This is a genomic window from Paenibacillus taichungensis (genome assembly GCF_003287275.1).
Classification (GTDB): domain Bacteria; phylum Bacillota; class Bacilli; order Paenibacillales; family Paenibacillaceae; genus Paenibacillus; species Paenibacillus taichungensis_A.
Map to the genome: position 1 here is coordinate 1 of NZ_QEVW01000023.1, position 26,186 is coordinate 26,186.

Consider the following 26,186-nt stretch of genomic DNA (forward strand, 5'->3'; position numbering starts at 1 on the left):
AGTTTTCAAAGATCAAACTTGATAATTTTCTTGCTTTTTCGTCACCATTTTCTCTCAGCGGCGACTTTTATAATATACCATACTTCGTTTGTTTCAGTCAAGCTTTTTTTGAAATTCTTTTTTCAAGTTCGTATCGAACTCAATCATTTCGTCAAAAGCATTTAACCAAGCAAGCAAAGCAACGAGATATAATGTACCATATAAATATAGAAGGAGTCAACTACCCAAATAAAGAAATTTTCAAACCCAATAATAAACCAACACCCGGCAATCCCAGAATGCTTACAGTACCTATTGTGGCAGGGTTCAGTGGAATGTGAGTTCCGGTGATCCAACCTGAATAATTAACAACATATATCCCCACCGCAGCCAGTACGAGATGAATCCCCAATGATGTAAAAAAGGATAGCCCAATTCTTTTTCTAAATAAGATGATTATCAGTCCTAGTAACGACACAACAAGCACACTACCTAAAATAAGACTCTTCATACTTTCAACACCTCCATAATTGATTGTCACACCTCCACCTACATGCTCACTCCCCGATCACCTATAACTGCCTTATTAATCCCTACACGTTTAGCTCGCTTCAAGTGAATCTGATATTTACGCTCCGCCGCCTCCAGCACATAGATTGCATAATCGATCTCATCCTGCCCCTGCGCCTCTTCAAACTGTCTAACAGCCCGTTCCCACTCCGCCTTGGCTTTCTGTATATCTGAATAAATCTGGTCCTCTTCCATCTCCTTTAACATTCTTTCACGTTTCTCCACCGATCTTCCATTTCGCCATGTAAACATAAGCCATCCCCTTCCTGATCAGCACAGCATATTCTCATACATATCGGGGAAAGGACAAACTTAGAACTGAGCTATATAATTTATTGAATCGTTATTCTAATCTCAAAGAATTCTATGAATTTATAACCAGACTTCAGTAAAAACGAGAGACTTCACATTTAAGCAACGTTAGAAAGGGGATAAAACAAAAAAAGAGAGCCTGATAGGCCCTCTAAGTAATCCAAACTCATCTATTCTTTTCTTTTAGGAAAAAATTCATTATAGACACATGCTCTTATTCAGAAACACGCATTGCTATCTCATCTCTCTGCGCCCTTCCAGCGCCTTCGAAAGAGTCACTTCATCCGCATACTCCAGGTCGCCCCCAACAGGCAATCCATGAGCAATCCGAGTCACCGAGATCTCGAACGGACGGACCAGACGGGAAATATACATCGCCGTGGCCTCACCTTCGATATTCGGATTTGTAGCCAGAATCAGTTCTTTTACACGCTCATCGCTCAAACGGGTCAAAAGTTCCTTCAGACGGATATCATCCGGACCTATTCCCTCCATAGGAGAGATCGCACCCTGCAGCACATGATAGTATCCGTCAAATTCCTTGGTACGCTCCATAGCCACCAAATCTTTGGAATCCTGAACTACACAGATTACGGAGACATCCCTGGATTTATCCTGACAGATTCGACACGGGTCAGTATCCGTAATATTACAACACACCGAACAGTAATGAAGATTCCGCTTCACACTGACGAGTGCTTTGGCAAAATCAATAACGTCATCTTCCTTCATGTTAAGCACATGAAAAGCTAGTCGCGCCGCAGTCTTGGGGCCAACACCCGGCAAACGGGTGAAGGCGTCAATCAGCTTCGCTATCGGTTCGGGATAATACAATCGATTGCGTCTCCTTTGATAGGATCAATTTAAATTAAAATAATCCCGGAATTTTCATGCCACCTGTGAATTTACCCATATCCTGGTTCGCAATTTCATCAGCTTTGGTCATTGCATCATTGACTGCTGTCATAACCAGATCCTGCAGCATTTCTACATCTTCTGGATCAACCGCTTCTGGCTTGATAGTGATAGCCAGCAATTTCTTATGTCCATTAACTTCAGCAGTTACAACACCGCCACCAGAAGTACCTTGGACTGTTTTGTCCGCCAGCTCCTCCTGTGCCTTCAGCATTTGCTCCTGCATTTTCTTCACTTGTTTCATCATTTGGTTCATGTTGTTCATGATTATTCATCTCCTTTGGTATAGTTATCGCGCCAGGCGCATGTATATCTATTCTTTGATCACTACAAGATCCTCACCAAAGAGCTGGATGGCTTCATCAATCCAAGGCTGCTTGTTGCCTGAACCGCCGTCTTCATGCTCAGGTTCAAGCTTAAAGTCCTCCTTTGGCGTTTCAGTAGCTCCTTCCATCGCTCCAGTCCAATCTTTGAGCATCATCGTCACAAGACGAGCTGAACGTCCAAGCTGTTCAGACAGCACCCGTTCAATCACTTCGCGATTAGCCTGCTTCTCCGTAGTTTCACGGTGGATGTTGTTCTTAAACGCCACCAGAACATTGTCTTCCAGCAACGATACCGGTTCACCATCCATAAACCAGGCGTGAACAGTTACTTTCTCTTCTTTGACGCGCTGCAGGATCTGCCCCCACTTCTTGCTGACCTCCGCAAACTCAGGCGATCCCTTACGCGCAACGTACTGATCAAGCTGTGCAGGCAGCTTCGCTGGCGAATTGCCTCTCGACACCGGAGCTCGTGTTGCCGGGCGTGAAGGAGCACTTGATGCAGCCTCCCCACCAGACAAACCACCCTTAAGCGCGCGATCCAGCTTTTTCTCCAGTTCAGCAAGCTGTTGCTTCAGTCGGTTGATCTCCCCACCATCCGCTGGTGTGGTTACAGCAGGAGCCGCACCAACTGTACCCGCCATCTGACCCGATGACGCCCCTTGAGCAGGAATACTGCACAGTTTAAGAAGAGCTACTTCAAACAGCGTCTGCGGCTGTACTGCATATTTCATTTCACTCTGGTACCGATTAAGGGTATCAATCATCTGGAACAGCTGTTCCTTGGTGAATGATTCCGCCATATCACGGAACGACTCGGGATTAAGCACCCGATCCGTCAGTTTATCTGCATCCGGCACCATCTTAATCATAAGCAAATCACGGAAATAATAAAGCAAATTTTCCATGCACTTGTCCGCACTCTTACCTTCATGCATGAACCCTTCGATCATTTGCAAGATATGACCTACATCGCCTTTGAGCAGAGAAGCAGCCAACTTTGCAAACTGTTCGGAAGGAATGCCTCCGGTCATATCCATAACCTGCTGATAGGTTACCTTTCCATCTGTAAAGGAAGAGATCTGATCCAGGACACTAAGCGCGTCCCTCATTCCTCCGTCAGACAAGCGGGCGATATACTGGAGCGCATCCTGATCGGCTTCCATGCCTTCCTGTTCACAAATCAGCGTAAGTCGTGCTGTCTGTTCTTCCAGGGACACCCGGCGAAAATCAAATCGCTGACAGCGCGAAATAATCGTTGCCGGAAGACGATGGGGTTCTGTTGTTGCCAAAATAAACATCACATGTGGCGGAGGCTCTTCCAATGTTTTGAGCAGCGCATTGAATGCCTCTGTCGTCAGCATGTGCACTTCGTCAATAATATACACTTTCTGCCGGACTTCAGTCGGGGCGTATTTCACCTTTTCCCGAAGATCGCGGATTTCTTCAACGCCACGGTTGGATGCAGCATCAATTTCCTGCACATCCATCACAGCGCCAGTCGTAATCCTGCGGCAAGCTTCACATTCGTTACAAGGCTCAGGCGCAGGCCCGCGTTCGCAGTTTACAGCTTTGGCCAAAATCTTGGCGGCACTCGTCTTCCCTGTTCCTCTGGGCCCGCTAAACAAGTAGGCATGGGAAGTCCGCTGTTCACGTATCGCGTTCTGCAAGGTCTGAATAATATGCTGTTGTCCCACCATATCTTGAAACGACTGGGGACGCCAAGCCCGGTATAACGCGATATGCTCCATGATGCGTTACCTTCCTTCCACTTCGCATTCGAGTCCTTTGTCGTTCCCCCATTATACTATATTCCGGGGTGAATCCAAACTTTATCTGACTCATCATACGTGGTTTTTTTAGACATATCAAAAAGACCTCTGCATACATACAACTGCAAAGGTCTCTACATTTAAATGGTAAGCCGTGCACCTGCTATCGATATTTGCGATCCAAGCGGCACCCCTTAACAACAGCTCGGGCTAGGCGACCCTCCGGCACAAGAGTGATCTCACTTATGGCTGCTTCCTTCCGGACCTGACCAGGTTCATGAGTACTCATTGCGGAGGACCCAACCGTCAACACCACGTTAAGGGACCAAACCTCACATCGACAAAACCTCTAGCAGGAATTCAACCTCGCTGTAGCGGATTGCGAGTTACAGGGCACCGCTACCTCCCCATCTAGCACGGTAAGAAATAGTATAACTTAAGGTTGTCTAAATTGCAACCAGAGCAAAAAGGGCAGTGATATAATCACGCGAGAATATATAAAAACCCCTGCCGGAACGGCAGAGGTGATTTGGATGTAATAGTCAGACAATCCCCAGGGAATTGCTGAATTAGATTCCGTATTTTTTCTTGAAACGATCAACACGGCCGCCAGCATCGATAAACTTCTGTTTACCGGTGAAGAACGGGTGGCACGCGGAGCAAATCTCTACACGAAGTCCGTCTTTAACCGAACCAGTCTCAAAAGTATTCCCGCAAGCGCAAGATACTTGACCAATCGTGTATTTAGGATGAATTGCTGCTTTCATTACCTTTCACCTCTTTCCGCCCTGAGCCTCAAGCGGACCCAGAGTAAATGGCACAACATCGAAGATTATAACACGGCCTAATGCCGGTTGCAATCCATTATTGTCATGAGGTGATCAGACGTTTGGGACGTGCCATCCCAGCTGGCGGAACGTGCGTATAGGAGCCTATAACGACATCGGGCAGCTCTTCCTCAAAGATCTCAATCATTTGCTTCATGCCCAAAATATCACCTTGTGCTGGAGGAATCAATTCCAGATAGCTCTCCGGGTCTATATTAAGGTTACGCATTTGAATAAGACGCAAATCGGTTCTGCGAGCAAACTCAATCATCGCTTCAATCTCTTCCTCACGATCCGTTACTCCCGGGAAGATCAAATAGTTAATCGACGTATATACACCCTGAGAAGCAGCGTATTTCATCGATTTTTCTACATTGGCCAGTGTATATCCGCGAGGTTTATAGTATGCATTATAGTGGTCATCCAGAGCGCTGATTGTACTTACACGCATTAGATCAAGCCCTGCATCAACAATACCTCTCATGTGATCATTCAAACCAGCATTGGTGTTAATGTTGATATATCCCATGTCCGTAATGGAACGCACTTCGCGGATGGCTTCAATAATCAACTTGGCCTGTGTGGAAGGCTCTCCTTCACAACCTTGGCCAAAGCTGATAATCGATTCCGGCGTTTTCAAGTGCTCCAGCATGACTTCAACGATTTCGTCCACACGCGGACGGAAATTCATCCGGGTCTGTGGGGAAACGAAGCCACTATCATCCGGTTGCTCTGAAATACATCCAAAACAACCTGCATTGCAGGAATAGGATACGGGAACTCCGCCTTCCCAACGATTCAGGAAGGTGTTGGATGAAGTCAGACATTCATATCCGAGCGCACAATTGGACAAATGGGTATAGAGACGATTTTCGGGATACTGCTTCGTTAAACGTTTAACACCCGCACGTACGTCATCCCGATCACAGTTCAGCGGATTCCATTGATCTGGATGATCCGACATCCGGGCAGTGACGTAAAACTGACCATCTTTCCACACAACAGCCGAGTAACCGAACAAGGGCAGTTTGTACTCCTTATCGGTTTTTACATACCCGGGCAGACACAACCGAGTGAATCCTTGCGGAAGCAAAGCCCCAACCGCCTGTGTATCACTAGGCATTGGCAGCATTTCGCCAGTTTCCGGGTCCATACCAATTGGACGTGTACTCGGCAGTCCAACCAGCGTTGCACCTTCCGGTAAAGGAATCAGCTCATCCTCCATAATTTCGACGATCATATCTCCACTGCGGGCAAGCCCGTACAGGGATGGGTGATCAAATACATTACCTTTTTCATCTGCGTATACTAAATACATGATGTTCTCCTCACATCTAATGGGTTAAAGCCAAACGACGAGTATATTGTTAATTTCCAGCAGCAACGCTGCAAAATTCGAGTTAAATCAATGACGTAATACTAGGTAGTTGTACCGGACGCCGCAGTCTGTCTTGGCGAGCGCCGAGTCGTAGTCGAACCGGAGTTGCTGGTCGGACTGCTGCCCGCTGTATCAAACGCCGCTAGGAACTCAGCATTCGTTTTGCTATTACGCAGTTTCTTCAAGAAACCTTCGACAAAGTCGTGGGAATCGTTCATGTTTTTACGAATCGCCCAGATTGTATCAAGTTCTTCCTTGCTCAGCAACACTTCTTCGCGACGTGTACCGGAACGACGAATGTCGATAGCCGGGAAAATACGACGCTCGGCCAGCTTACGATCCAGGTGAAGCTCCATATTGCCCGTACCTTTAAACTCTTCATAAATGATATCATCCATACGTGATCCCGTATCAATCAAAGCTGTAGCCAGGATCGTCAGACTTCCACCCTCTTCTACATTCCGTGCAGAACCGAAGAAACGTTTCGGACGATGGAACGCTGCCGGGTCAATACCGCCACTAAGTGTCCGTCCGGACGGTGGGATGACCAGGTTATATGCACGAGCAAGACGCGTAATGCTATCCAGCAAAATAACAACATCTTTTTTCGCTTCAACCAGACGGAGCGCACGTTCCAGCACCAATTCCGCAACTTTGATATGGTTTTCTGGCAGCTCATCGAACGTAGAAGCCACAACTTCCCCTTTTACCGAACGCGACATATCCGTAACTTCTTCCGGACGTTCATCAATCAACAGGACAAATAGTTCAATTTCTGGGTTGTTGGTCGAGATGCTGTTGGCGATTTCTTTGAGGAGAAGTGTTTTACCCGCTTTGGGAGGTGCTACGATCAATCCGCGCTGTCCCAGTCCTACCGGGGCGAGCACATCCATAATGCGTGTGGACAAATGGTTGGGGGATGTTTCGAGAACCAGTTTCTTCTGCGGGTACAATGGGGTTAATGCCGGGAAGTGAAGTCTTTCCGCAGCTGCCGATGGATTCTCACCATTTACAGCGTTGACTTGCAGCAAACCGAAGTATCGCTCGTTTTCTTTAGGTGTTCTACACTTACCCGATACGAGGTCACCTGTTCTTAGGTCAAACTTGCGAATCTGTGAGGCTGAGATGTAGATATCTTCCGTACTTGGCAGGTAATTGATCGGACGAAGGAATCCGTAGCCTTCTGGTAGAATTTCGAGCACACCCTGCATGAACATCAACCCACTCTGTTCGGCTTGTGCACGTAATATGGCGAAGATCAATTCTTTCTTTTTTAAAGTGCCGTAGTAGGGAATTTGATATTTTTTGGCCAGTTTGTAGAGGTCCGTTAGTTTCATTTCTTCCAAATCGGAAATTTGTAGATCCATATAATAACCACCTATTCAATTAATAAGTCCGTGAAATGGATAGTTTCGCTTGATGTTCCGGCTATAAGAGCAGCATCGTTCTGCATTTCTCTTCTGTCCATTGTACGGAATGTAACCGTTATAATGCAAATACTTGTCTTTGAGTGTAAGTTTCCGGGCGGGATAGCCAACTTTCGGCAAGATCCGCTAGTGAGTGAACACGAATACATGAGGCGTTCGATCCGGGCAGACCGGCTATGGAGCGCAGTTCAAACAAAACCGGGGTTTGGGGAAAAGGAAATGATGTTCTTAAAGCCATATGAAGACTGACTCAAAAAAAGACCCTCCGGTAAAGGAAACAGGAACATTTCGTCTTATCCCGGAGAGACTGAAGAACTCTATTAAAACAGGTTTACCCAATTACTGAAAGGATATGCAGTTCTGTCAAAATAATCACTTTAATGCCGTAAAAATCGTCATGCAGTACATAATTAATCGGTTTCTCGCCACACATCTGCACCTAGCAGACGCAGATTGGTTACTAGATGATCGTACCCACGATCAATAAACTCAACGCCTGTCACTTCAGTCACACCTTCACTGACGGTGAGACCTGCGATCACTAGCGCTGCACCAGCGCGAAGATCGGATGCTTTTACCTTGGCCGCATTCAATGCACTGCCTTCAATAATAGCTGAACGCCCTTCCACACGGATTTTTGCGCCCATGCGTACCAACTCAGGAACGTGCTTGAATCGATTGCTATATACAAAGTCGCTCAGGACACTCACACCCGTTGCCTGTGTCAACACACTGGTCATCGGGGACTGCAAATCCGTCGGGAAGCCGGGATATACGAGTGCTTTAACGTCCACATGATTGTAGCTTGGTTTGCCAATGACGCGAATACTTTCATCCAGCTCTTCAATGCCAACGCCCATCTCCAGTAACTTTGCCGTCAAAGCCTCCAGGTGTTTGGGAATGACATTGTCAATCAGAACATCGCCACGCGTCGCAGCAGCAGCGATCATATACGTACCTGCTTGTATACGGTCCGGAATGATGGAATGACGGCAACCCTTAAGCTCCGACACACCTTCGATACGGATCGTTTCGGTACCGGCACCCTTAATACTGGCACCCATTGAATTCAGAAGTGTTGCTACATCTATAATCTCAGGCTCTTTAGCCGCGTTTTCGATAATTGTAGAGCCTTTGGCACGAGTAGCCGCCAGCATGATGTTAATGGTTGCACCTACACTGCTTACATCAAGATAAATCTTTGCTCCGCGCAGCTCTTTGGCATGCAAATGAATGGAGCCATGTTCGTTCGTTACGGTTGCGCCAAGCGCTTCAAACCCTTTGATATGTTGATCAATCGGACGAGGCTCAAAGTTACAGCCCCCAGGTAAACCAATGGTTGCTTCTTTAAAACGCCCAAGCAATGCCCCCATCATATAATACGAAGCACGCAGCTTCTTCACGGGACCATTCGGCATGGGAATGGATTTAATATCGGAAGGATCGATTTTCATCTGACTGCCTTCCCAATGTACACGAGCTCCGAGTTCCTCCAAAATTTCTGCATAAACCGCCACGTCACTCAAAAGCGGCAGGTTGTCCAGCACGACTTCTGACTCGGCAAGCAATGCTGCAGGAATAAGCGCGATGGCGCTGTTCTTGGCGCCGCTTATAGTTACAGTTCCCTGTAACGGACGTCCGCCACTAATCATCAATTTTTCCATAAAGCTTAATGTCCCCCTACGTGTTTTGCAGCCGGTTAACGGCAATACGTGCTGTTGGCTTTCGATGTAGAAATAAGGCGTGAAAATGGAAAGACACCGGCTAGGCGGTGTTCTTTCCACTTTCACAGTATGGAACTGGTAAAGAAAAATTACGCTTTGTTGTTGGAACCAAACTCGCGAATTTTACCTTTAACGGTTTCTTTGATTGCATCACGGCCTGGTACGATGAATGTACGTGGATCGTAAGCATCTGGTTTAGCTGCAAGCACTTCGCGAACCACTTTGGAGAACGAAATTTGGTTCTCAGTGTTCACGTTGATTTTGGAAGTTCCCAAGGAAATCGCTTTGTCGATATCATGTTTAGGGATACCTGTACCACCATGCAGTACCAGTGGTACGTTAACTGCATCGCGAACTTCTTCCATTTCTTTGAAGCCCAAGTTAGGCTCGCCATGGTAAGGACCGTGTACGGAACCAAGAGCTGGAGCCAATGTGTCGATACCTGTTTCTTTAACGATACGTACACACTCGTTCAGGTCAGCGTACATGATACCACCGATAACATCGTCTTCTTGTCCACCAACAGTACCTACTTCAGCTTCTACAGAAACGCCTTTAGCGTGTGCATATTCAACTACTTTTTTAGTCATTTCGATGTTTTCATCGATGGAGTGGTGGGAACCGTCGATCATTACGGATGTAAATCCAGCATCGATCGCTTCTTTACACTTATCAAAGCTGGAACCGTGATCCAGGTGAATAGCAACTGGAACAGTGATTTTCATGTCGTGAATGAGTCCTTCTACCATTTTAACTACTGTGTAGAAACCGCTCATGTGACGCGCTGCGCCTTCGGATACGCCCAAAATTACTGGGGATTTCTCTTCTTCAGCAGCAGCAAGAATCGCTTGAGTCCACTCAAGGTTATTGATGTTGTATTGACCAACTGCATATTTTCCTTCGAGTGCTTTGTTCAACATGTCTGTCATAGATACTAATGGCATGGTTTCAATCCTCCTAGGGGTGTTGGGTTGTGTCTATGGTTTTTAGCCGAAATCACATACGGGCTTATTATACCACATCCCATGTCAAATACTAAACAAGCATTTGCAAAAATGCTGTGCTTTGCAGCACAGTTTTCATAGACACAGCATGACGACGTCCCTATTTCCAATATTCCCCGGATGCTTGACCGAAATACCCTGCATACCCACCCGTAAACTCTCACAGCTTCACACGCAAAAAAATCCTGTATCTACAGGATTCAGCTGCACTTATTCGCAGTATCATTTCGAAGCTGCATATTGACTGCCACACGCATTTCATCGATATCAAACGGTTTCGTAAAGTGCATGAGCGCTCCAAGATCCGTCGCTTCTTTGATCATGTCCAGTTCACCGTAGGCCGTCATCATGATGACTTTGATATCCGGATCAATTTCCTTAATATGTTTCAGAATTTCCAGGCCATCCATGCCAGGAATCTTCATATCAAGCAGCACAAGATCAGGTTTGTCATTATTTACTATCTCCAGGGCGATCTTCCCATTAGGCGCTTGGAATGTATTATATCCTTCGCTGCTGAACACTTCCATTAACAGGATTCGAATACCATTTTGGTCATCAACAATCAAAACTTTTTTATTTTCCACTGAGTAACCTCCTAGAATTAGGAAAGCATGTACGTCTGAATCTGGATAACAATCCCATAGTCGTCATGATAAGTATTCTACCTTACCCATTGAAATCCTGCTTACATCCCAAAATGCCAAAAACCATTTTCGGTTAACTTTACGCACTAAAAAAGGATGCCCCCAGCACCCTTATCGGCTGCCAAGAACATCCATTTATTTATAACTTAATGATCAAAACTTATTTTCCAGCGCTCTCCAGGGAAGCTTTTACAAACTCACGGAACAACGGCTGTGGGCGGTTCGGACGGGAAGTGAATTCCGGGTGGAATTGTACTGCCAAGAACCATGGGTGTCCCGGAAGCTCCACGATCTCAACCAGACGTCCATCCGGGGATGTACCCGAGATAACCAAGCCGGCTTTTTCAATCGCTTCACGGTATTCATTGTTGAACTCGTACCGGTGACGGTGTCTCTCATAAACCAGTTCGTCATCATAACAAGACATTGCCAAGGAACCTTCCTGAAGCTTACAAGGATACAGACCCAGACGCATTGTACCACCCAGGTTTTCGATATCTTTTTGTTCAGGCAACAGGTCGATTACCGGGAACTCTGTAGCTGGATTAATCTCGGAGCTGTTCGCTCCAGTCAAACCAACGATGGAACGTGCATATTCAATAACGGAAACCTGCATACCCAGGCAAATACCGAAGAACGGAATTTGTTTCTCACGGGCATAACGAATCGCCGATACTTTACCTTCAATACCCCGATCACCAAATCCGCCTGGTACGAGGATCCCGCCTACGCCGTTCAGCAGATCGCCCACATTTTCATCCGTGATATCTTCGGAATGAATCCAGCGGATCTTCACATCAGCATTGGATGCAAATCCTGCATGAGACAAGGATTCAACAACACTCAAATAAGCATCATGCAAAGCTACATATTTACCTACAATGGCAATCTCCACTGTATGCTTCAGCTTGTTGATACGGTCAACCAGCCCTTCCCACTCGCTCATATCCGGTGCAGGAGTAGTCAGCTTCAGGTGATTCACCACGATCTCATCCAAACCTTCTTCACGCAGGTTCAAAGGCACTTGGTACAATGTGTCTGCATCACGGCATTCCACCACGGCATTTTCATCAATATCACAGAAGAGAGCGATTTTAGCTTTCATGTCTTTGGACAGCTCATACTCTGTACGGCATACAATGACGTTCGGCTGAATTCCGATGCTGCGCAATTCCTTCACACTGTGCTGCGTTGGTTTGGTTTTCACTTCGCCGGCAGCCTTGATGTAAGGAATAAGTGTTACATGGATGTACATGACGTTGTCACGACCTACATCACTCTTGATTTGACGAATAGCTTCCAGGAACGGCAAGCTCTCGATGTCACCTACCGTACCGCCGATCTCCGTTATAACAACATCCGAACCCGCTTCACGTCCTGCGCGGAATACGCGCTCTTTGATCTCGTTCGTAATGTGTGGAATGACTTGTACCGTTCCGCCCAGATATTCCCCGCGTCGCTCTTTGCTGATGACGGAGGAGTATACTTTACCAGTCGTGACGTTGCTGTTTTTGGAGAGGTTGATGTCAATAAAACGTTCGTAGTGGCCAAGGTCAAGATCCGTTTCCGCGCCATCATCCGTTACAAAAACCTCACCATGCTGATAAGGACTCATTGTTCCCGGGTCGATATTGATGTATGGATCAAATTTTTGAATGGTTACCTTCAACCCTCTGTTTTTCAGCAATCTGCCCAGCGAGGCAGCCGTTATCCCTTTGCCCAGGGAGGACACAACTCCGCCCGTCACGAAAATATACTTTGTCACTATTATTACCCTCCTAATATAAGTACAGAAATTCAGGCGATATATGGTATTATCGTAACCCGTTTCCCAGGTAATCATCGTTAAAAAGAGCAATGGCAGAAATTCCCTGCATCTGCGAACTGCTCTTTCATGCGAAGACCGTGTGTAAACAACGTTGTTCTACAGCGTAGAATGGTGCAAACCTTCCGGGAGCCAACTACCGGGCCTGTCCCTAAACAGATATCATTTCATCGATCCATTCGGTGTTTTGGATATACAAAAATAGACCACGGATTGTTGGCCGGGAGCATGCGGAATTCAAATCATTTTGCAAAATTCTGCCTCTAAAAATACAAAAAAAGTACTCCCGCAGGACGGGGCACTTTTTATAAAAAACATAAATATTTTGTCGCTCATTCATAAGCCCATGCAATAGTTTACCCGTTACCCCGTCTGCTGTCAAGGCTGACTATGCGGGGAAAACGGGTAAACTATCGACATCAAAAATGACTGCTACTTATCGGAATCGTCGTCAAATTCACCCTCGTCTTCGGACTCTTCTTCATCGTCTTCATCGAGGTCTTCCTCTTCCAAATCGTCATCTTCAACCAGAACTTCTTCATCGCCATCTTCTTCGTCAAAGATGTCGTCTTCGTCATCATCATCGTCATCATCATCTTCGTCCTGATCATCGTCAGAATTATCGAAGTCTTCGTCGCTGTTATAGCTGTCTTCCTCTTCCCCGAAGTCCTCATCTTCCAGATCATCGTCTTCATCGTTGATGATGCGCGGACGCTTCGCACCCGTCATGGTATCTTCCGATCCAGCTACCGGATACCAGCGCTTCAAGCCCCACAGACTTGTACCGACGCAAGCAAAACGGCCATCGATATTAATCTCGGTATATAGCTGGGCGATAAACTCGTTGATTTCTTCATCAGTCATTCCGCGCTGTTTAGCTACCTCATTCATCAAATCACGGTAGTAATACGGCGTATTGGCCGCTTTCAGCACCATAAAGGCGAGGTCCACCAAAGGAATCTCTCTGACCTTTTCTTTATCAATTTTCAAATTGAGCGAGGTACTCACTGACAGACACTTCCTCTCACACAAAATTCACTTTATATCCCTACGAACTGGAACGTTACGTATAACATATCCATTAACAAACCTAAGTAAAACCTATTTAGCCTCAAAAAGCAAGTTTTTATGTATGGATGTCTCATAATTCCAAGAAGCAACCTCAAACGAGCAATGTACACACCCGTAAGAGACATCTAACTCGTGGACTTAACGTCCTTTGTGCAAAAAAAGCGTCATCATATAAAAAAGACGGAGTCCCCTCCGCCTTCTGACTGTATACCCTTGAAAGGATCGCTCCTCACCAAGGTCCCCGCAAGAGCCCTCTAGCCCTCCATCCATCATATGTCCCTGCGCCCGTTTTGACACGAAGAGAATGTGTTTTTGTAAAAAAAGGGCAGGTTCCCCATGCGGCGGGATCAATGCATTCATAGAATACCTCAGCATGTTCTTCCCGAAGGGGGCTGCCCATTATGGACTATACTGGTTTTCTACATCAATTGGTTGAAGGAATGCAACGTCCCGAACCAGAACAGGGGCGGCGGTACCTGATCCGGTTCGCCAAACCGAAGCAATACGAAGCCTGCCTCGTGGAACTGTCGCGGATGAGGAATGAATTTACGGATCTTGGTATGGTACGCTCCTCCCGGCTGGCCCGCTCTATTATCGCCCCGGTGCATGACCCAGAAGAATTAGCTCGCTACAGTGATGAGATTACGGTAGAAGAAGATGTATCCATTTCCCTGCATGCCACCGCGCTTCACAGTAAACCGAGCAGTGCTCAGGGCATACCTTGGGGCGTCAAACAGATTCACGCTCCCAAAGTATGGTCCGTATCCACAGGACATCGGATCAAAATCGGCGTGATCGACACAGGTGCCGATTATCAACACCCTGATCTTCGCTATTCGCTGGCACGCGGAATCAATCTGTTAAACCGCAGTCTGCTCCCTCATGATGATAACGGTCATGGCACTCATATTGCCGGAACCATTGCCGCAGCCAATAGTACGGCAGGTATGATTGGCGTAGCTCCTCGCTCGCTGATCTACCCGGTGAAGGCATTCGACCATAATGGTTCGGCCTTCGTGTCAGACATTGTGCTTGGCATCGATTGGTGTGTTCGCAATCGGGTCGATATTATCAATATGAGCTTTGGCATGAAAACGCGTAGCAAAGCATTGCTTGATGTTGTGAACCGTGCCTATCAAGCCGGGATTGTCATTGTTGCTTCGTCAGGAAATGACGGCAAACGCCGCAGCATTGATTATCCGGCACGTTATCCTCAAACGATATCGGTTGGGGCAACCGACAAAAACCGGCGGATTGCCTCGTTCAGTAACCGGGGTGCATACGTCGATGTATATGCGCCAGGGGACAAAATTGTTTCCTCCTGGGTGCAAGGCAAGCACCATGAAATGAGCGGCACCTCCATGGCGACTTCGCATGTCAGTGGCGCCATAGCGCTCTTACTTGCTAAGCATCCAGGCCTGTCGCCAGCCGAGATCAAAACGCTCGTGAAGCGCGCAACCGTTCCGCTGCGCGCACGCAAGACCACCACCGCGAAGAGCAAAATACGCGGTGGGGAGATTGACGCCCTCAAGCTGATGCAGGAGGGCGGAGGGTAAACAGCGCCGCCTGCCGCAGGGAGCCGTGCCGTGAATCATCGCTAAGCGCAGCACTGCTGCGCGTTGTGATGATTCACGGTGGTTGCCCCTGGCGGCAGGCAGCGCTCGATCTGGGTGCCTCGGGGCCGTATGAACTCGGCCGCGGGCACAGCAAAAAGTCTCCATGTCCACGCTGCATTGCAAGCGTGGTGCATGGAGACTTTTTGTCAAAGCCATAGGGCGGTTGCACACCGCCAGGGCTCGAATTACATTTTGTCCGGTGCGGATACGCCCACCAGACGAAGCGCTGTTGCGATGACGGTGCGAACAGCACCGATCAGCGCCAGACGCGCCTGGGTTTGTCCTGCGTCTTCAGTAATGACGCGCTCTGCACGATAGTAACTGTGGAACAGGGATGCCAGTTCATATACATAACGAACAATACGATGCGGCGCATATCCCGTAGCAGCAGTCGCGATTTCTTCAGGCAGTTCACCCATTTTGCGAAGAAGGTCATATTCATGTTCCGTTGTCAGCTTCGAGAGGTCGATCTGTGCCAAAGGCAACAGCTCAATGCCTTGTTCTTCTGCCTGACGATATACGCTGCATACCCGAGCGTGAGCGTATTGTACATAGAATACTGGGTTCTCATTAGACGTCGAAATTGCGAGGTCCATGTCAAAGTCCAGATGAGAGTCCATGCTGCGCATGGTAAAGAAGTAACGAATGGCATCAATGCCTACTTCGTCCATCAGATCTTCCATCGTCACTGCCTTGCCTGTACGTTTGGACATCTTCACTTTCTCGCCGTTTTGGAACAAGCTCACCATCTGTGCAATCAGCACGACCAATTTCTCAGGATCGTTGCCCAGTGCTTTCATGGCCGCTTTCATCCGCGGAATATAACCGTGGTGGTCTGCTCCCCAGATGTTAATCATCGTGTCGTATCCACGCGCATATTTATCACGGTGATAAGCAATGTCCGGTGTAAGGTACGTGTACGTACCGTCATTTTTGATCAAAACACGCTCTTTATCGTCACCATACTGCATTGTTTTCAACCAAGTTGCTCCGTCTTGCTCATAGATTTCATTACGATCACGCAATTCGTCAAGTACACGCAATACTTCTCCGTTATCATACAGTGATGTTTCGCTGAACCAGATGTCGAAATTGACGCGGAAGCGATTCAAATCACGTTTGATCTTGTCCAATTCTTTTTCCAAACCGAAGTCGCGGAAATAAGCTGCACGGTCACCTGGATGCATGGACAGTAAAGAATCGCCTTTCTCAGCCACTAGCTCCTTGGCAAACCCTTTGATATCCTCACCATGATAACCGTCTTCCGGCATCTCTGCGTCTTGGCCCAGTTCCTGCAAATAGCGAGCTTCAATGGAACGAGACAGATTAAATACCTGATTACCCGCGTCATTAATGTAATATTCACGTGTTACATCATATCCGGCATAGTCGAGGATGTTGCAAAGCGCATCACCCACAGCCGCTCCACGCGCATGGCCCAGATGCAGACTGCCTGTCGGGTTGGCACTGACAAACTCCATCTCGACCTTGCGCCCTTCACCAACATTGATTCTTCCATAATTCTCACCCTGCTCATGTACAAGGCCCAGCACAGGGTAGAGATAACTCTTGTCCAACTTAAAGTTAATGAATCCCGGTCCGGCAATTTCCGCTTTCTCGATTCCAGCTTCAGTCAGGTTGAGATTGGCAATAATCTCTTCTGCGATCTGGCGTGGATTACGCTTAGCAATCTTGGTCAGTTGCATAGCGGCATTGGTCGCCAAATCGCCGTGTGTTTTCTCGCGTGGTACTTCAAGGGTGATGGTCGGCAGATCTTCCTGCGAAACAATGCCAGCAGTCACAATGGCATTGCCGATGGCTGTACTTACCCGTTCGTTAATCGTATCTAATGGATTACGTGTCATGAAATTGGTTCCTCCTGTATATGCAAACTAATCGCGAAATGTCCGGATTCTTCGTCAAAGCGGTAAAAGTCATAGCTCCACGCTGCGCGTGCGCTCAATCCCTGAATGGAAAGTTCCAGCTCCTGTGTATGCGTGGACAAGGCAAACGACATATACGGCGAGCGGTAAAAACCAGGGAGCTTCCGGTTTAACTCAAATGTTTGCTCCGATTCCACCTCGCCGTGACGTATAATCTTGATGGATTGTCCGCCCAGCTTCAATGTTGTTCGGGTAATACCGCCCTCGGGGCCAGCCTGTGGCTCTTCATAACGTACATAGAGCACAGATCCCTTCAATACGGCTTCACCCTGCATTTCCTGCAGTACATCTTCACCTTCATAACGGCTGTGCAGCCGGATCTGAACCGGTCGCATGTTCGACATGAATGTTAACCTCCATTATATTCGAGGCGACGCAAAATCAGGCACGGCCGGTGAGAACAGCCCTTCCTGTATTGTTGTGCCGCTATACGCGCTCATATTCCCGGATAGCTCGCTATCCTACACTCTACTGTATAACTATATCCAGTTCACCCGCTCAATTCAAATCCAAATTCAGAGTTTTTGCCCATCAGCACCAAAAAAAGCAGAGCCACACCTGTAAAGTGCAGCTCTGCCTTGCTTCATTAATAAAGAAATACGTTTCTGGATCAGGTCCATCGCGGCTCATATGGAAACGGACAGGTCGACTCTACCAGCTTGGCGCGCACCTGTACGAGACAACCACAATAACGACAGGTTGTACCGTATTGTAACCCTGGACAATCAGAGCAAGTGGACAACCGACGCTCATATTCAGCATCCTCGACGGCTGGACGTGAGCGTGAGGCCAGCTCCACGAGCCGGGCCATCTTGGATTCACTAATCTTCACATCATATTGATCGTTACATCCCTTGCATGGTTCCCGATTCCCAGCACTTCTACTATGCACAGATGAATCCATTTGTTCATCCCTTTATAGCGACCACGCCAACCGAGGCCGGAGGCAGTACAAAACGCAGTTTGTTATTTTCGAGTGTAATCCCCTTCCAGTCCTCAGGTTTAACCTGATCGGGCTGTTCAAATGTATTAAATGCACTATAATCTGCGTGATACAGAATTCGTCCCGATACAGCAGAAGCGTCCGTTGAATCAATCTGACAAACCACTTCAAGCTCATCCGTATGACTAAGGTTACACGCCGTCACATGAATAACGCCATCATTGCTGCGAGAAGCCGACAAACTCAGTTGAGGAATGGTCTCTTCTCCGAAAGTGTATCCAGGGCTCTCGTAATTCAGTTCCAACCGCTGCGCGTCCATGTGCACCTGATACATATCGAACACATGATATGTAGGGGTAAGCAGCATCTTCTCTCCTTCTGTCAAAACCAACGCCTGGAGCACATTCACGATCTGGGCCAGATTGGCCATATGCACTCTTTTATTATGTTGGTTAAAAATATTCAGATTGATCCCTGCAAGTACAGCATCACGCATCGTATTTTGCTGATACAGGAACCCTGGATTAGTACCTGGCTCAACGTTATACCACGTTCCCCACTCATCCACGATAATACCAACTTTGCCCTCAGGATCGTATTTGTCCATAATCTCGGAGTGCTTCACAAGTAACTCTTCCATATATAGCGTCTTTTTCAATGTGGTGAACCATTCAGCTTCTCCAAAACCTGTAGCCTGACCTTTATCTGCCCACTCACCAGTTGGAATGGTGTAATAATGCAGGCTGATTCCATCCATAAAACGACCAGCCTCCCGCATTAACACCTCCATCCAGTGATAGTTGTTGTCATTGGGGCCACATGCAATTTTATAAATTTCATTTCCAGAATAATTGCGTACATATGTAGCATAACGACGGTATTCATCTGCGTAATATTCCGGACGCATATTACCGCCGCATCCCCAGTTCTCGTTCCCCACACCAAAGTATTTCAGCTTCCACGGCTCTTCACGACCGTTGCTCTTCCGCCAGTTCGCCATCGGTGATTCTCCATCAAACGTGATGTACTCCACCCATTCCTGCATCTCCTGCACTGTACCGCTCCCCAGATTGCCACTGATATATGGCTGCGTATCAAGTAGCTCACATAGTCTCAGGAATTCATGCGTACCAAAATGATTATTCTCTTCTACCCCGCCCCAGTGAGTATTGATCATCCGGGCGCGCTCACTTTTTGGACCTACGCCATCTTTCCAGTGATATTCGTCGGCAAAACAACCACCAGGCCAGCGAAGTACGGGAATATGGAGTTTTTGCAGTGCATTAAGCACATCATTTCGGATACCTTCCGTATTGGGAATAGGGGAGTCCTCCCCCACCCAGATGCCTTCATAGATACACCGTCCCAGATGCTCTGAGAAATGACCATATATATTGCGATTTATTAATCCTTGTTCCGAATCAGCCTTTAAAATAACATCAACCATAATTTCAACCTCCCAAATAATATTGTTATCGCTTACAATAACTTGTTTCTGAACAGTATTCAACCGTTTTTATTTAAGCCAAAACAAGCCCCTTCCGGCTTCATTTGTCCGGAAAAGGCTTGTTTTTTTTCGCTGGCCTCATCAGGCCAAACAAGTTAAGATTTATACCATTTTAGATTGAAATCGCCTTAAAATTATTCCATGGCATGACGCCATTTACTCGTTTTCAGCGGGCAAAAACATTTTTTGCTTCCATGTTGTTCCACCATCTGTTGTCTCATAAATCGCAGGTGAATTGTCGCTTGTTACGACGAGCCAACCTATTTTGGCAGAAGGAAACGAAATGCGAGAGCTATAACCTGAATCTTTCAGGTCGATATTTTTCCACGTGGAACCTGCATCATAAGAACGCCCAATCCCCACTTTGCCTGCTGCAGGTGACCCTGCAGAGAGATAGGCCGTCTGATTACCGATCAACGCCATGTTCCCTGGGTGACCCCCTGGGTCTGCGGGGCCTTTTCCATTCCCTGTGCTGCTTGCACCTGGAGCCGGGCCACCACCTGCTGTCGATTGAGCAAAGACCTGTCTCCAAGTCTTGCCTTCATTCCCGCTAGCGTAGAGGGAATACGACTGCTGCGACATCCCTGCGTCGCCATAGAGAAGAGCCCATACCTGGTTACCACTTGCGTATAAATCTCCACCACTCCAAGTTGTTGAGGCCACCTTCAGCGATTGCGTCCAGTTCTTACCGCCGTTACTTGTCTGCATAATACGGTAACCCGCACCAGGAACCACCACAATGGCATAACCTTGCTTCTCTGTCGTGAACACAGCTCCGCGTGTATTGGCTGGTGTGGAGATTCGATTCCATGTTTCACCGCCATCCTTCGTCAAATAAGCTCCATTATAGGTGTATCCAAAGCCTTCGTTTTTATTGCGAAAATCAATACGTTTAAATTGTACCCCTTTAGTATCCATCCGTGTCCAGTGTGCGCCACCATCCGTTGAGCGGATGAGATATGTCGTTGGAGAATCCTTTACCTGTGCCAAAGCAAATCCATTCACATTATTCGGGAAATCAAGTTGTGTGAACTGCCATTGCCCCGTATAGATGGACTGCCAGGTGCAGCCTGAATTCGATGTGCCAATGAGGAAGCCTTCACCACCAGCCCGTCCGGTTGTATTGTTTAGAAAATCGATATCCGTAAATTGCAGTCGTTGGTCTTCCACACCACTGCCTTTTTTCAACGTAGCTGTTAATCCGTGATCTCCACTTCCACACGTTGGGGAGGATGCAGCGTTAGCGCCGGGTAGAGTATGTACCGGTCCCAGTCCCCAAGCCAATGTTACCGATAGTGCGAGTGCGCCAATCCGTTTCCATGTCATTCTGCTCTTTGTTGTCATTGTGACACCTCCTTCTATGTTTTTACCCCATTACGCAGGATTTAACGTAACAATTTGTTTAATTCGCGTGACATTATTGCAATTAAAAAACCACTCATGCCCACATTTTTTTCTCATGGGGATGAGTGATTCATCATTAATCTCTGCTAAGAGCTGAATTAAATGGGATATGTCTTAAATGCAATAATCACAAAAGTGATACTTAAAATAAGACACAGGACAAAATGAATTTTATTGTATTTAAGGGTCTTGACGCTAAAAGCAGCATATAACATGGAGAGATTAGCCAGTATTAACGTTAAATTGATGAACAAAGTCATTGTTAATATAAGATTGATGGTAAATATCATAAGTACCGCTATGAACCATTTGGGATACATACTCAATTGAGCCCGGATTGCATGCATAACAAAAACCCCTTCCTCTATTTCCATATTATACATAAGTATTAAAATAGATTCATCCCAAATACGTGTTTTCGCTTAACGCGGGGGCGGAATCAAATGGTAGAGGTACGGGAACGTACGTGCTACAATCAATGTTATGGGCTTGAATTGCAAGCCAAAACCCACCTCATAAGGTCGGAAGCCTGACGGTGGGTTTCGCTTGAATAGCAATATTTAATTCTTGCACGCCGTGGCAATCCACAGTCTTTCGCGGTCCCAAGAGTCTTTACCGTTGGCGCGGTGAAGGCTCTTTTTTAGTATACGTTCGAACCCAATCACCCTATACTTCACGAATGAGATCAGGAGGCAATCACAAAAAAAAAAAAAAAAAACGCCCTCTCCTACGCAGGCTCCAACCTGACGCAGACAGAGGACGCTGTTGTTTTGCGATTACTTCACAAATCCAAGCAGCATTTCACGGATCATCTTGGCAGCCACAATCTGTGTCTGTTCCGTTGGATCGTAAATCGGTGCCACTTCCACCAGGTCACAACCGACCACATTTACATCTGATCCTGCGATCATGTGAATGGCTTCAAGCAGTTCCTTGGACGTAATACCGCCCGCTTCTGCTGTTCCTGTACCCGGAGCCGCAGACGGATCAAGCACATCGATATCGATTGTAACGTACACTGGACGGTTACCCATTTTCGGAAGAGCTTCCTTCATCGGAGCTGCCACTTCAAACGGATAGAAGTTGATGTTCTCCCGTCCGAATTGGAACTCTTCACGGGAACCGGAACGAATTCCGAACTGATAAATATTTTTGCCACCCATCAGTTCAGCTGCTTTACGCACTGGCGTGGAGTGAGACAATGGCTCGCCTTCATAGTTTTCACGAAGGTCCGCATGTGCATCAATATGAATCAGGATAAGGTCCGGATATTTTTTGTACATTTGCTGAATGACAGGCCAAGTGACGAGGTGTTCCCCGCCGAGACCAATTGGGAATTTGTCGTCAGCCAGCAGGCCACCGATGTATTCTCCAATGACTTCGAGACTGCGTCCTGCGTTACCGAAAGGCAAAAGCAGATCCCCAGCGTCAAAGTAAGTCATATCCACAATGCTTTTATCCAGGTAAGGGCTGTACTCTTCAAGTCCAACCGAAGCCTGACGAATATGGGAAGGACCAAAACGGGACCCTGGACGGAAGCTGACGGTGTAATCCATCGGCATACCATAAATGACCGCTTTTGAGTTCTCATAGTCCTCCGAACTGCAAATAAACACGTTACCTGAATAAGCTTGATCCAATTTCATCTAATAACTCCTCCTTATTTCGTAAGGTCTTCCACGAATTTAGGAAGAACAAACGCCGCTTTGTGCAGACGTGGAGAGTAATATTTCGTATCCATCTCTGGAATCTGCGTCTCATCCACCTCAAGCGGATTATGTTTTTTGCTACCCATTGTAAAAGTCCACAGACCGCTTGGGTACGTAGGGATATTACAACCGTACACATGTACGATCGGGAAGATTTCTTTAACGTCTTTATTTACCTTTTGAATCAGATCCGCTTTGAACCACGGGTTGTCCGTTTGAGCAACGAAGATCCCGTCTTCTCTCAGCGCTTCATAGATACCTTGGTAGAAACCGCGTTCAAACAGTGGAGCAGCCGGACCTACAGGCTCTGTGGAGTCAACGATGATTACATCGTATTCATTTTTATGCTCTATAATATGCATGTAGCCATCGTTCACCAGCACTTCAACGTTAGGCTCGTCCAACTTACCGGCGATTTCAGGCAGATACTTTTTGGAATATTCAATCACTTTCCCATCGATTTCGACGAGAACCGCTTTTTCTACAGCAGCATGCTTAATGACTTCACGGATAACTCCGCCGTCACCGCCACCGACAACCAGCACCTTTTTCGGGTTCGGATGTGTATTCAGCGCAGGGTGAGCCGCCATTTCGTGATAAACGAACTCGTCTTTCACCGTCGTCATCACCATGCCGTCAAGCAGCAACATATTTCCGAATTCTTCGGTCTCTACCATAGCCAGATCTTGAAAATCCGTCTTTTCGCTTACATAGGTCTGTTTAATCTTCGCGGTGATTCCGAATGCGGGGGTCTGTTTCTCCGTAAACCACAATTCCATGATCTCTACCTTCTTTCCGTAAAGTTAATGATCAGCCATACCTGACAACGCGCGGGTGCGCTGCCGGTTCGCTCAAGCACGTCCAGCGTTCGGCGCCATACAGCGTTATGGTTGCTGGCTGCGGGAAAGGTCCGCGGTTCACTTCATTATATAGATTAAATTGACCAGAGCGTACATAGCGTCTGACTAATCAAAGAATCCAATCACTGACAATGGGTACTGTTCGACCTTCCTTACCTATTGTATGTTGTGCCGAACTGTTACTTTTCATTACCCTTTTGCATTATACGCGATTGACGTTTATACTGCAAAACGGTTTTTTCCTGCAAAAAAGCTATATTTTAACCCGTTGAACGGGCGGATTGAATATCCATGTCACTGAATTCCCATACTGGAAAGAAAAGAAAGGAGCCCGTTCCATGACCCAATCAAACCAAAAGACCCGCAAACGCGGGTTCCGCATATGGAAAGTCATCAAAAGCCTTTCTCTGCTCGCTATTCTAGGCCTAATCGCCATGGCAGCAGCATTGGTCTATCTATACGCCACCAGCCTGCCACTGGCGGACTCCGATCGCAATTCCAGGCTGCTGGACAGCCAGGGCGAAGTCATTGCCACTTTCTCGGCAGGCGGCAAAGACTCGGTACCGGTACAGTTGGGAGATATCTCACCTGATTTGGTTAACGCTACACTTGCTGTAGAGGACCGCAAGTTCTATGATCATGTCGGCTTCGACATCCGAGGGATGGGACGGGCCGTACTCGTCAACCTGGAACATATGCAGATGTCCCAGGGCGCAAGTACACTGACGCAACAACTCGCGCGCAACTTGTATTTATCCCATGAAAAGACATGGACCCGCAAAGCCAAGGAAGCCATGTACACGGCACAATTGGAGATGAAATACAGCAAGGATGAAATTCTGCAGATGTACCTGAACGAAATTTATTACGGTCACGGCGCCTACGGGATCGAAGCAGCCTCACGGATGTATTTTGGCAAATCGGCCAAACAGCTGACGCTCGCCGAAAGTGCCATGCTTGCAGGGATTCCAAAGGGGCCGACCTACTATTCTCCATATAATCATATGAAGAACGCCAAGGACCGGCAGAAGGTTGTATTGAATGCCATGGCTGACATCGGCAAAATCACGCAAGCGGAAGCAGACAAGGCTTATGAGGAAATGCTCTCGTTTAAACCCGAAAGTGAACGCAAAACCGTGGAAAGTGCACCTTATTTCCGCGATTATATCCGTAATTTGGCCATCAAAGAGCTGGGGATCAGCGAAGCGATGCTGGATCATGGAGGATTGAATATCTACACCACGCTGGATTTGCGTGTGCAAAAAGCGGCGGAAGACGCCGTAGCCAAAGGTATGGACGCCAAAAGCGAGCTCGAAACCGCTCTGGTATCGATCGATCCGCGTACCGGATACATCAAAGCGATGGTTGGCGGCAAAAACTACCGCACCAATCAGATTAACCATGTACTGGCGACTACACGCCAGCCGGGATCGGCTTTTAAACCAATTATGTATCTGGCTGCCCTGGAATCGAAACAGCTCACCAGTGCTTCCATGTTTAAAAGCGAGCCGACCCTGTTTCATTATGACAATGATCGCAAGACCTATAAACCCGGCAACTTCGGGGATAAGTATTTAGGTGAGATTGATCTGAGACAGGCTATCGCCGCTTCGGACAACATCTACGCGGTAAATACGATTATGCAGATTGGACCTGAACAAGTGGTGAAAATGGCCAAAAACCTAGGGATTACGAGCAATATGAGCCCGGTACCTTCCCTTGCACTCGGCACCTCACCGGTTAGTCCACTGGAGATGGCTTCAGCATTCTCCGCTATCGCCGCAGGTGGCCAAAGAACTCCTCCTGTAGCCATTCTGCAAGTGACGGATGCCGCAGGACGAGTACTCTATGAATCACCTCAGACCAAGGCCGAGAGGGTCGTTGAACCCGCTGCCGCTTATGTATTAACACGGCTGATGGAAAGTGTGTTCGAAAATGGTGGAACGGGCAATCGAGTATCTGCAACCATTAAGCGACCTGTCGCCGGCAAAACGGGTACAACCAATACGGATGCTTGGCTAGTCGGCTTCACTCCAGAGCTCTCAACAGCTGTCTGGGTCGGTTACGATCAAGGCAAAGCTATTTCCACATCCGACGGGCGTCGTGCGGCACCCATGTTTGCCCAATTCACGGAACAGGCACTCGCCAGTGTTCCGCCGAAGATTTTCACCGTACCGGATAACGTTGTCAGCGTATATATCGATCCCGAATCCGGCAAACTGGCTGGCAATGGCTGTGCCGAGAAACGGCTGGAAGTTTTTATTGATGGCACGGAACCGACCGAGGTCTGTCGCAGCGCTTCGGACGATCCGGGTTCAGAGAATGATAAAGACAGTCGCGAAGTGCAAAACCAGCAGGGCATACAGGAAGAGAAACATTCATGGTGGAAGGATTTCAAACGCTGGTGGGTTGAATAACCAAAGTGACGTA

Annotated in this window: 23 protein-coding genes and 1 other RNA gene; 3 read left to right on the plus strand and 21 right to left on the minus strand. The window is 47.3% G+C overall.

The window, feature by feature from the left end:
• On the plus strand, window positions 1–320 hold a 320-nt coding region (locus DC345_RS32000), incomplete at its 5' end, for a hypothetical protein (protein ID WP_220095258.1).
• Here the strand turns inward: DC345_RS32000 and DC345_RS26755 are convergent.
• The 14 genes from DC345_RS26755 to rpoE all read right to left on the minus strand — a co-directional run bounded on the left by DC345_RS26755 (window position 221) and on the right by rpoE (window position 13,711).
• Window positions 221–490, minus strand: coding sequence for a pro-sigmaK processing inhibitor BofA family protein (locus tag DC345_RS26755; RefSeq protein ID WP_113055803.1), 270 nt, complete (start codon window positions 488–490; stop codon window positions 221–223). The genes DC345_RS32000 and DC345_RS26755 overlap by 100 nt on opposite strands.
• Window positions 491–528: 38 nt before the next feature.
• Window positions 529–756, minus strand: a complete 228-nt coding sequence (locus tag DC345_RS26760; RefSeq protein ID WP_079697741.1) for a DUF2508 family protein — start codon at window positions 754–756, stop codon at window positions 529–531.
• A 339-nt stretch (window positions 757–1,095) separates the two neighbouring features.
• The gene (gene recR, locus DC345_RS26765) at window positions 1,096–1,695 is read right to left on the minus strand and encodes a recombination mediator RecR (RefSeq protein ID WP_062329683.1); all 600 of its coding nucleotides are present in this window, start codon (window positions 1,693–1,695) and stop codon (window positions 1,096–1,098) included.
• 34 nt (window positions 1,696–1,729) lie between these two features.
• Entirely contained in the window at window positions 1,730–2,041 is a 312-nt protein-coding gene (locus DC345_RS26770; protein ID WP_024628773.1) for a YbaB/EbfC family nucleoid-associated protein, read from the minus strand.
• Window positions 2,042–2,089: 48 nt separating this feature from the next.
• Window positions 2,090–3,850 carry a DNA polymerase III subunit gamma/tau gene (gene dnaX, locus DC345_RS26775; protein WP_113055805.1) on the minus strand — a complete coding sequence of 587 codons (1,761 nt, stop codon included), beginning with the start codon at window positions 3,848–3,850 and terminating at the stop codon, window positions 2,090–2,092.
• Window positions 3,851–4,023: 173 nt separating this feature from the next.
• An RNA gene (gene ffs, locus DC345_RS26780) (signal recognition particle sRNA large type) lies at window positions 4,024–4,291 on the minus strand.
• Window positions 4,292–4,440: 149 nt separating this feature from the next.
• Window positions 4,441–4,638: a 50S ribosomal protein L31 gene (gene rpmE / locus DC345_RS26785; protein ID WP_024628775.1), complete on the minus strand. Its 198-nt coding sequence runs from the start codon at window positions 4,636–4,638 to the stop codon at window positions 4,441–4,443.
• 103 nt (window positions 4,639–4,741) lie between these two features.
• Window positions 4,742–6,016 (minus strand): radical SAM family protein, encoded by a 1,275-nt coding sequence (locus tag DC345_RS26790; RefSeq protein ID WP_113055806.1) that lies wholly within the window; start codon window positions 6,014–6,016, stop codon window positions 4,742–4,744.
• Between the two features lie 101 nt (window positions 6,017–6,117).
• Window positions 6,118–7,443, minus strand: coding sequence for a transcription termination factor Rho (rho, locus tag DC345_RS26795; protein WP_076292185.1), 1,326 nt, complete (start codon window positions 7,441–7,443; stop codon window positions 6,118–6,120).
• A gap of 470 nt (window positions 7,444–7,913) precedes the next feature.
• Window positions 7,914–9,167 carry a UDP-N-acetylglucosamine 1-carboxyvinyltransferase gene (locus DC345_RS26805; protein ID WP_063567653.1) on the minus strand — a complete coding sequence of 418 codons (1,254 nt, stop codon included), beginning with the start codon at window positions 9,165–9,167 and terminating at the stop codon, window positions 7,914–7,916.
• 149 nt (window positions 9,168–9,316) lie between these two features.
• Entirely contained in the window at window positions 9,317–10,171 is an 855-nt protein-coding gene (fba, locus tag DC345_RS26810) for a class II fructose-1,6-bisphosphate aldolase (RefSeq protein ID WP_024628780.1), read from the minus strand.
• A 260-nt stretch (window positions 10,172–10,431) separates the two neighbouring features.
• Complete coding sequence (locus tag DC345_RS26815; RefSeq protein WP_024628781.1) at window positions 10,432–10,818, minus strand: response regulator; 387 nt, start codon at window positions 10,816–10,818, stop codon at window positions 10,432–10,434.
• Between the two features lie 220 nt (window positions 10,819–11,038).
• A complete protein-coding gene (locus DC345_RS26820) occupies window positions 11,039–12,643 on the minus strand; it encodes a CTP synthase (protein WP_076292186.1) in 1,605 nt (534 codons plus the stop codon).
• A 492-nt stretch (window positions 12,644–13,135) separates the two neighbouring features.
• Window positions 13,136–13,711, minus strand: coding sequence for a DNA-directed RNA polymerase subunit delta (rpoE, locus tag DC345_RS26825; RefSeq protein ID WP_076292187.1), 576 nt, complete (start codon window positions 13,709–13,711; stop codon window positions 13,136–13,138).
• A 464-nt stretch (window positions 13,712–14,175) separates the two neighbouring features.
• On the opposite strand from rpoE, the gene DC345_RS26835 reads away from it, so the two are divergent.
• Window positions 14,176–15,330 (plus strand): S8 family peptidase, encoded by a 1,155-nt coding sequence (locus DC345_RS26835; RefSeq protein ID WP_113055809.1) that lies wholly within the window; start codon window positions 14,176–14,178, stop codon window positions 15,328–15,330.
• A 245-nt stretch (window positions 15,331–15,575) separates the two neighbouring features.
• On the opposite strand, the gene argS is transcribed toward DC345_RS26835, so the two are convergent.
• From argS to speE, 7 genes are all read right to left on the minus strand, one after another.
• Window positions 15,576–17,255 carry an arginine--tRNA ligase gene (gene argS, locus DC345_RS26840; RefSeq protein ID WP_113055810.1) on the minus strand — a complete coding sequence of 560 codons (1,680 nt, stop codon included), beginning with the start codon at window positions 17,253–17,255 and terminating at the stop codon, window positions 15,576–15,578.
• Entirely contained in the window at window positions 17,252–17,677 is a 426-nt protein-coding gene (locus tag DC345_RS26845; protein ID WP_063567645.1) for a YwiB family protein, read from the minus strand. Before DC345_RS26845 ends, argS begins: the two co-directional genes overlap by 4 nt.
• A gap of 266 nt (window positions 17,678–17,943) precedes the next feature.
• On the minus strand, window positions 17,944–18,165 hold the full coding sequence (locus tag DC345_RS26850; RefSeq protein WP_258530824.1) for a DUF6171 family protein: 222 nt from the start codon (window positions 18,163–18,165) through the stop codon (window positions 17,944–17,946).
• Between the two features lie 76 nt (window positions 18,166–18,241).
• Complete coding sequence (locus DC345_RS26855) at window positions 18,242–19,723, minus strand: alpha-N-arabinofuranosidase (RefSeq protein ID WP_113055812.1); 1,482 nt, start codon at window positions 19,721–19,723, stop codon at window positions 18,242–18,244.
• 216 nt (window positions 19,724–19,939) lie between these two features.
• Window positions 19,940–21,127 (minus strand): WD40/YVTN/BNR-like repeat-containing protein, encoded by a 1,188-nt coding sequence (locus DC345_RS26860; protein WP_113055813.1) that lies wholly within the window; start codon window positions 21,125–21,127, stop codon window positions 19,940–19,942.
• Window positions 21,128–21,963: 836 nt separating this feature from the next.
• Window positions 21,964–22,833, minus strand: a complete 870-nt coding sequence (speB, locus tag DC345_RS26870) for an agmatinase (protein WP_024628791.1) — start codon at window positions 22,831–22,833, stop codon at window positions 21,964–21,966.
• 14 nt (window positions 22,834–22,847) lie between these two features.
• Entirely contained in the window at window positions 22,848–23,675 is an 828-nt protein-coding gene (speE, locus tag DC345_RS26875; protein ID WP_064641349.1) for a polyamine aminopropyltransferase, read from the minus strand.
• Window positions 23,676–24,094: 419 nt separating this feature from the next.
• Between speE and DC345_RS26880 the strand changes: the two genes are divergently transcribed.
• Window positions 24,095–26,173, plus strand: a complete 2,079-nt coding sequence (locus DC345_RS26880) for a transglycosylase domain-containing protein (protein ID WP_113055815.1) — start codon at window positions 24,095–24,097, stop codon at window positions 26,171–26,173.
• Window positions 26,174–26,186: the final 13 nt, after the last annotated feature.

Coding starts and splice junctions, on each gene's coding strand:
- DC345_RS26755 (WP_113055803.1), bottom strand. CDS start 490: ATGAAGAGTCTTATTTTAGGTAGTGTGCTTGTTGTGTCGTTACTAGGA.
- DC345_RS26760 (WP_079697741.1), bottom strand. CDS start 756: ATGTTAAAGGAGATGGAAGAGGACCAGATTTATTCAGATATACAGAAA.
- DC345_RS26770 (WP_024628773.1), bottom strand. CDS start 2,041: ATGAACAACATGAACCAAATGATGAAACAAGTGAAGAAAATGCAGGAG.
- dnaX (WP_113055805.1), bottom strand. CDS start 3,850: ATGGAGCATATCGCGTTATACCGGGCTTGGCGTCCCCAGTCGTTTCAA.
- rpmE (WP_024628775.1), bottom strand. CDS start 4,638: ATGAAAGCAGCAATTCATCCTAAATACACGATTGGTCAAGTATCTTGC.
- DC345_RS26790 (WP_113055806.1), bottom strand. CDS start 6,016: ATGTATTTAGTATACGCAGATGAAAAAGGTAATGTATTTGATCACCCA.
- rho (WP_076292185.1), bottom strand. CDS start 7,443: ATGGATCTACAAATTTCCGATTTGGAAGAAATGAAACTAACGGACCTC.
- DC345_RS26805 (WP_063567653.1), bottom strand. CDS start 9,167: ATGGAAAAATTGATGATTAGTGGCGGACGTCCGTTACAGGGAACTGTA.
- fba (WP_024628780.1), bottom strand. CDS start 10,171: ATGCCATTAGTATCTATGACAGACATGTTGAACAAAGCACTCGAAGGA.
- DC345_RS26835 (WP_113055809.1), top strand. CDS start 14,176: ATGGACTATACTGGTTTTCTACATCAATTGGTTGAAGGAATGCAACGT.
- argS (WP_113055810.1), bottom strand. CDS start 17,255: ATGACACGTAATCCATTAGATACGATTAACGAACGGGTAAGTACAGCC.
- DC345_RS26845 (WP_063567645.1), bottom strand. CDS start 17,677: ATGTCGAACATGCGACCGGTTCAGATCCGGCTGCACAGCCGTTATGAA.
- DC345_RS26855 (WP_113055812.1), bottom strand. CDS start 19,723: ATGGTTGATGTTATTTTAAAGGCTGATTCGGAACAAGGATTAATAAAT.
- DC345_RS26860 (WP_113055813.1), bottom strand. CDS start 21,127: ATGACAACAAAGAGCAGAATGACATGGAAACGGATTGGCGCACTCGCA.
- speB (WP_024628791.1), bottom strand. CDS start 22,833: ATGAAATTGGATCAAGCTTATTCAGGTAACGTGTTTATTTGCAGTTCG.
- speE (WP_064641349.1), bottom strand. CDS start 23,675: ATGGAATTGTGGTTTACGGAGAAACAGACCCCCGCATTCGGAATCACC.
- DC345_RS26880 (WP_113055815.1), top strand. CDS start 24,095: ATGACCCAATCAAACCAAAAGACCCGCAAACGCGGGTTCCGCATATGG.